This window comes from Kitasatospora sp. NPDC029367, from assembly GCF_055569135.1.
This window is the reverse complement of record NZ_JBVHYH010000024.1, coordinates 101668-108275: the sequence shown is the minus strand read 5'-3', so window position 1 is coordinate 108275 and position 6608 is coordinate 101668. Positions and strand designations below refer to the sequence as shown.

Here is a 6608-nt window from a genome sequence, read left to right as displayed (position 1 = left end):
GCCGCGATCGTCACCCGGGTGTGGTCCAGCGTCTTCATCGCCGTCGCGAAGCCCGTGCCCTCCGCACCGATCATCCGGTCCGCCGGGATCCGCACGTTGTCGAAGTACACCTCACGCGTCGGCGACCCCTTGATCCCCAGCTTCTTCTCCGGCGCCCCGAACGACACCCCCGCATCGCCCTTCTCCACCACGAACGCCGAGATCCCCTTCGACCGCAGCGAAGGATCGGTCACCGCCATCACCGTGTAGAACTCGGAGACACCCGCGTTGGTGATCCAGCGCTTCACCCCGTTCAGCACCCAGAAGTCCCCGTCGCGCACCGCCCGGGTCTTCATCCCCGCCGCGTCCGAGCCCGCCTCCGGCTCCGACAGGCAGTACGAGAACATCCCCTCACCCCGCGCCAGCGCCCCCAGGTACTTCGCCTTCAACTCCTGCGAACCCGACAACTGCACCGGCAGCGAGCCCAGCTTGTTCACCGCCGGGATCAACGACGACGAGCCGCACACCCGCGCGACCTCCTCGATCACGATCACCGTCGCCAGCGCGTCCGCCCCCGCACCACCGAACTCCTCCGGCACGTGCACCGCGTGCAGATCGTTGCCCGTCAGCGCGTCCAACGCCTCCTGCGGGAACCGCCCCTGCTCGTCCACCTCCGCCGCGAACGGAGCGATCTTCGCCTCGGCCAGCGAACGCACCGCCTCACGGAGCATCTCGTGCTCCTCGGAGATACGGAAGAGATCGAAGTCAGCCGCCCCTGCGCTGCCCGCCATGATGCCTGCCTCGTCGTCCAGTGGCCGACGCAGACCGTTGTCCGATCGGCGTCGGATCCGAGTCGAATCGCGGTTAACTACCGTTCAGTAGAGATCCTAGGGCTCCGACCTGCGGCTGCCTAGCGTCCTCGGCGAGCGGGCGATCGGTACCGACCCGAGCGGGACGGATAGCATCAGGGCACCCGCTACTGGCCGAACCCGCAACTCAAGGGGAACCCCGTGACCCTCCGCATCTCCGTGATCGGCACCGGCTACCTCGGCGCCACGCATGCCGCCGCGATGGCCGAGTTCGGCTTCGAGGTGCTGGGTCTGGACATCGATCCCGAGAAGATCGCGATGCTCACCGCGGGCCGGGTCCCGATGTACGAGCCGGGCCTGTCCGAGCTGCTGCTCAAGCACGTGGCCGGGCACGAGGGCTCGACCGGGCGGCTGCGCTTCACCACCTCCGCCAAGGAGGCCGCGGAGTTCGCGGACGTCCACTTCGTCTGCGTCAACACCCCGCAGCGCAAGGGCGAGTTCGCCGCCGACATGTCGTACGTGGACACCGTGATCGACGAGCTCGCCCCGCACCTGACCCGCCCGGCCCTGGTGGTCGGCAAGTCCACCGTCCCGGTCGGCTCGGCGGCCCGGCTGGCCGAGCGGCTGGCCGCGCTGGCGCCGGTCGGCACGGACGCCGAACTCGCCTGGAACCCCGAGTTCCTGCGCGAGGGCTTCGCCGTCCAGGACACCCTGCGGCCGGACCGGATCGTGGTGGGCGCCCAGAGCGAGCGGGCCGAGCGGCTGCTGCGCGAGGTGTACGCGGAGCCGATCGCGGCCGGGGTGCCGTTCCTGGTCACCGACTACGCGACCGCCGAGCTGGTGAAGGCCGCCGCCAACTCCTTCCTGGCCACCAAGATCTCCTTCATCAACGCGATGGCCGAGGTCTGCGAGGCTGCCGGCGCCGACGTCACGCTGCTCTCCACCGCGCTCGGGCACGACGAGCGGATCGGCCGCAAGTTCCTCAACTCCGGCCTCGGCTTCGGCGGCGGCTGCCTGCCCAAGGACATCCGCGCCTTCATGGCCCGGGCCGGCGAGCTCGGCGCCGACCAGGCGCTGACCTTCCTGCGCGAGGTCGACTCGATCAACATGCGGCGCCGCTCGCGGATGGTCGAGCTGGCCCGCGAGCAGTGCGGCGGCGGCTTCCTGGGCCGCCGGGTCGCCGTCCTCGGCGCCGCCTTCAAGCCCAACTCGGACGACATCCGGGACTCCCCCGCACTCAACGTGGCCGCCCAGATCCAGCTCCAGGGCGCCCAGGTCACCGTCTACGACCCCAAGGCCGTGGAGAACGCCCGCAAGATGTTCCCCTCCCTGGCCTACGCCGACTCCGCCGTGGAGGCCGCCGAGGGCGCCCACGTCGTCCTCCACCTCACCGAGTGGGCCGAGTTCCGCGAGCTCGACCCGGCCGAGCTCGGCGCCGTGGTCGCCGAGCGCCGGCTGCTCGACGGCCGCAACGTCCTCGACGCCGACGCCTGGCGCGCCGCCGGCTGGACCTACCGCGCCCTGGGCCGCCCCAGCTGACACCCGAGCCGCGCACCGACCTGGCCGCCCGCTCCGGACCTTCCCGGAGCGGGCGTTTGGCCGGCTGTCCGACTACCACGCCGCCTCAGGAACTCGGGCGCTCCCAGATGACAGTGCCTCCTGACCTCACCGATGCGGGAACGAACGGCCCATCGGACTTCACGTTCAGATGCCATCCGTTGCTGAAGACCACGCGCAGTGCGCCGCTCTTGAAGCCGACGGCCGACAGAATGCTCGCACCCACGGCCTGTTGGATCTGCCCCTTGTCACGCTGGTCGAGCGTGCTGGGAGCGGCACCTGGCGCCGTTACCGGGCCTTCTGTCCACAGAGCACCGCAGCCAACGATGACCTCGCCAGACGGCTCAAGCGCGAAACGAAACTTATCGCCCCAGGCGATATCCACCACGCGATGGCCCCGCAGCGGGAGGATCGACCGGTCCACAGATTCACTCATTTCATTCGGCTTGTGCACCGCCAGTGGCAGCGCGGCGTCGACAATCTCATCGGCTCATCCACGCCACAAGCACTCTGCGTACGGGATTGGTAACAGGTTCGCCCTCTGTGGCCCAGGAGCACGGGCTGATCACACCTGACGTAGACCAGGGCTTGTCAGCTGGAGCACAGCTGACAAGCCCTGCAACTCGCAAGATCTAACGGCCCCATCCCGCCAAACCGAGGCGGGGGATCTCGATGGCAGGGCACTTGTCCATCACCATGGCGAGCCCGGCTGCCTGCGTCCGCTCGTACGCGACTTCGTCGATCACGCCGAGCTGGAACCAGACGGCCTTGGCGCCGATGGCGGCCGCCTCGTCCGCGACCTCCCCGGCGAGGTCGGACCGGACGAAGACGTCCACGACGTCGACCTCGAAGGGGATGTCAGCGAGGGACGCGTAGCCCTTCTCGCCGTGCACCGTCTCTGCCTTCGGGTGCACCGGCACGATGCGCTTGCCGAAGCGCTGGAGTACCTCGGCGACGCCGTAGGCCGCCCGTCGCTGGTTGGACGACAGGCCCACGACGGCCCAGGTGTCCCCAGACTCGGTAAGGATCTTCCGGACCGTCTCCGGGTCGCCGTACATGCCCTGCCTCCTCGCAGCCGAGAACCGAGAACTCACCTCTCCCAGCGCCACCCCTCCCCCGGCCATTCCCGGCCGGGAGCTGGGCGGATCAGCGCCCCTGGGCCCGCGGATCAGCGGATCAGCGGATCAGCGGGCCGACGCCGGGGTCAGCCGTCGAGCTGGGCGATGGTTGCGATGGAGGGACGGCGGCTGGTGCGCAGGGTGGCGGCGACGGACTCGGCGTCGCGCAGGGCGCGGACGGCGTTGTGCCAGGTGAGCTTGGCGAGGTCGGCCTCCGACCAGTGGCGGCCGAGGAGTTCGGCGACCAGGTTGGGGTAGCCGGCCACCGAGTCGAGGCCGTCGGGCAGGAAGGCGGTGCCGTCGAAGTCGCCGCCGATGCCGATGTGGTCGATGCCCGCGACCTCGCGCATGTGGTCGAGGTGGTCGGCGACGGTCGACGGGGTGGCGATCGGGCGCGGGTTGGCGGCCTCGAAGGCGCGCTGGCGCTCCATCGCGGGCGGGGTGGTGTCCAGCGGGTGGAAGCCGTGGGCGCGCATGTTCTCGTCGGCGGCCAGGGTCCACTCGATGGCGGCGGGGAGGATGAACTTCGGGACGAAGGTGGCCATCGCGACGCCGCCGTTGGCGGGCAGCTGGGCCAGCACGTCGTCCGGGATGTTGCGGGGGTGCTCGCAGACCGCGCGCGAGGAGGAGTGCGAGAAGATCACCGGCGCCTCGGTGACCCGCAGGGCGTCCCGCATGGTGTCGGCGGAGACGTGCGAGAGGTCGACCAGCATGCCGAGCCGGTTCATCTCCCGGACGACCTCCTCGCCGAACTTCGTCAGCCCGCCGGCCACCGGCTTGTCGGTCGCGGAGTCGGCCCACGGCACGTTGTCGTTGTGGGTGAGCGTCAGGTAGCGCACGCCGAGCTCGTACAGGGCGCGCAGGGTGGCGAGCGAGCAGTCGATCGAGTGGCCGCCCTCGGCGCCCATCAGCGAGGCGATCCGGCCCTCGGCGCGGGCGGCCTCCATGTCGGCGGCGGTGCGGGCCAGGCGCAGCCGGTCCGGGTAGCGCTCGACCAGGGCGTGGACGAAGTCGACCTGCTCCAGGGTGGCGCTGACGGCGTGGTCGCCGGCCAGCGAGGCCGGCACGTAGACGGACCAGAACTGCGCGCCGACCCCGCCCTCGGAGAGACGGGCGAGGTCGGTGTGCAGGCGGTCGCTCTGGTCGGCGGCGAGGTCGAGCGCGCCGAGGTCGTACCCGGCCTGCTCGCGCATCGCCCAGGGGAGGTCGTTGTGGCCGTCCACCACGGGGGCGGTGCGCAGCAGGGCGCGGGCGCGGTCCAGGCGCTCCGAAAGGTCGGCGCGCTCCGAAAGGTCCGAGCGGTCCGAGCGGTCCTGGGGGGTGAGGGAGTCCGAAGTCATACCGGCTGTTCTACCCCACCCCCACCGGGGCGCTTACTTGCCGAAGCCGAAGGACGGCGAGCCGGCCACCTTGGCGCGGAGCTTCTTGCCCTTCTCGGTGGCCTGGCTGTTCAGCTCGGCCTGGAACTCGGCCATCCGCTCGGTGAGTTCCGGGTCGAAGGCGGCGAGCATCCGCACCGCGAGCAGGCCCGCGTTGCGCGCGCCGGCCACCGAGACGGTCGCCACCGGCACGCCGGCCGGCATCTGGACGATCGACAGCAGGCTGTCCATGCCGTCCAGGTAGCGCAGCGGCACCGGCACGCCGATGACCGGCAGCGGGGTGACGGAGGCCAGCATGCCCGGCAGGTGGGCCGCGCCGCCGGCACCGGCGATGATCGCCTTGAGGCCGCGCCGGTGGGCCTGCTCGCCGTACGCGACCATCTCGCGGGGCATCCGGTGGGCGGAGACGACGTCCACCTCGTACGGGATCTCGAACTCGTCCAGGGCCTGGGCGGCGGCCTCCATGACCGGCCAGTCGGAGTCCGAGCCCATCACGATGCCGACGACGGGGCTCGTAGCGGTGGAGGTCATTCGGTGATCGTTCCTCGCAGGTAGGCAGCCGCGTGGCGGGCGCGCTCGCGGACGTCGTCGAGGTCGTCCCCGAAGACGTTGACGTGGCCGACCTTGCGGCCGGGCTTCACGTCCTTCCCGTACATGTGGATCCGCAGCCCGGGGTCGCGGGCCATGCAGTGCAGGAAGGCGTGGTACATGTCCGGGTACTCGCCGCCGAGGACGTTGACCATGACCGTCCACTTGGCGCGCGGCCGGGGGTCGCCGAGCGGGAGGTCGAGGACGGCCCGCAGGTGGTTCTCGAACTGCGAGGTGACCGCGCCGTCCTGGGTCCAGTGCCCGGAGTTGTGGGGGCGCATGGCCAGCTCGTTGACCAGGATCCGGCCGTCCCGGGTCTGGAACAGCTCGACGGCGAGGTGGCCGACGATGCCGAGGTCGCCGGCGATCCGCAGGGCGAGCTGCTGGGCCTCGTCGGACAGGGCGGGGTCGAGGTCCGGCGCGGGGGCGGTGACCTCGGCGCAGACGCCGTTCTCCTGGACGCTCTCGACGACCGGGTAGGCGACGGCCTGGCCGCTGGGCGAGCGGACCACGTTGGCGGCCAGCTCGCGGACGAAGTCGACCTTCTCCTCGGCCAGCACGGGGACGCCGGCCAGGAACGGCGCCTGGGCCTCCTGCTCGTTGTCGACGACCCACACGCCCTTGCCGTCGTAGCCGCCGCGCACGGTCTTGAGCACGACGGGGTACCCGCCCGCCCGTCGCCCACCCCCGCCCTCGGCCGACAGGGCTTCGCCCTGGTCCGCCTTGAGCTCGTTCGCGAAGGCGGTGACGTCGGCCGGGTCGGCGACGATCCGGTGCCGGGGGCAGGGCACCCCGATGGAGTCGAGCTTGGCCCGCATCACGCCCTTGTCCTGGGCGTTGACCAGCGCCTCCGGGCCGGGGCGGACGGCGATGCCGTCGGCCTCCAGGGCCCGCAGGTGCTCGGTGGGGACGTGCTCGTGGTCGAAGGTGATCACGTCGCACCCGGCCGCGAAGCGGCGCAGGGTGTCGAGGTCCCGGTAGTCACCGAGGACGACGTCGGAGACCACCTGTGCGGCGGAGTCCTGGGGGGTGTCGGCGAGGAGCTTGAACCTGACCCCGAGCGGGATGCCCGCCTGGTGTGCCATGCGGGCCAGCTGCCCGCCACCGATCATGCCCACCACTGGAAAATTCACATTGCCCGGGGAAGTCACCTCGCCAGGATATCCGGGCCGGTGGGG

7 protein-coding genes are annotated in these 6608 nt (G+C 71.1%); 1 reads left to right on the top strand and 6 read right to left on the bottom strand.

The genetic code is table 11. The features are described from left to right. Positions 1-770: acyl-CoA dehydrogenase family protein (locus ACZ4W5_RS16205; RefSeq protein WP_465655054.1), on the bottom strand; the 770-nt coding region annotated here is incomplete at its 3' end. Between the two features lie 219 nt (positions 771-989). Between ACZ4W5_RS16205 and ACZ4W5_RS16200 the strand changes: the two genes are divergently transcribed. Continuing rightward, on the top strand, positions 990-2327 hold the full coding sequence (locus ACZ4W5_RS16200; RefSeq protein WP_465655053.1) for a UDP-glucose dehydrogenase family protein: 1338 nt from the start codon (positions 990-992) through the stop codon (positions 2325-2327). A gap of 85 nt (positions 2328-2412) precedes the next feature. On the opposite strand, the gene ACZ4W5_RS16195 is transcribed toward ACZ4W5_RS16200, so the two are convergent. From ACZ4W5_RS16195 to ACZ4W5_RS16175, 5 genes are all read right to left on the bottom strand, one after another. Next, complete coding sequence (locus ACZ4W5_RS16195) at positions 2413-2769, bottom strand: DUF6188 family protein (RefSeq protein WP_465655051.1); 357 nt, start codon at positions 2767-2769, stop codon at positions 2413-2415. A gap of 208 nt (positions 2770-2977) precedes the next feature. Further along, entirely contained in the window at positions 2978-3403 is a 426-nt protein-coding gene (locus tag ACZ4W5_RS16190) for a CoA-binding protein (protein ID WP_465655050.1), read from the bottom strand. A gap of 146 nt (positions 3404-3549) precedes the next feature. Continuing rightward, entirely contained in the window at positions 3550-4803 is a 1254-nt protein-coding gene (locus ACZ4W5_RS16185; RefSeq protein ID WP_465655048.1) for a dipeptidase, read from the bottom strand. Between the two features lie 33 nt (positions 4804-4836). Then, positions 4837-5373, bottom strand: coding sequence for a 5-(carboxyamino)imidazole ribonucleotide mutase (gene purE / locus ACZ4W5_RS16180; protein ID WP_360239646.1), 537 nt, complete (start codon positions 5371-5373; stop codon positions 4837-4839). Further along, on the bottom strand, positions 5370-6542 hold the full coding sequence (locus ACZ4W5_RS16175; RefSeq protein WP_465655045.1) for a 5-(carboxyamino)imidazole ribonucleotide synthase: 1173 nt from the start codon (positions 6540-6542) through the stop codon (positions 5370-5372). The genes purE and ACZ4W5_RS16175 overlap by 4 nt, the downstream gene beginning before the upstream one ends. Positions 6543-6608 lie beyond the last annotated feature (66 nt).

Bases quoted from the DNA above. Each gene is read 5' to 3' on its own strand.
- ACZ4W5_RS16190 (WP_465655050.1), bottom strand. From the start codon at position 3,403: ATGTACGGCGACCCGGAGACGGTCCGGAAGATCCTTACCGAGTCTGGG.
- ACZ4W5_RS16175 (WP_465655045.1), bottom strand. From the start codon at position 6,542: ATGATCGGTGGCGGGCAGCTGGCCCGCATGGCACACCAGGCGGGCATC.
- purE (WP_360239646.1), bottom strand. From the start codon at position 5,373: ATGACCTCCACCGCTACGAGCCCCGTCGTCGGCATCGTGATGGGCTCG.
- ACZ4W5_RS16185 (WP_465655048.1), bottom strand. From the start codon at position 4,803: ATGACTTCGGACTCCCTCACCCCCCAGGACCGCTCGGACCGCTCGGAC.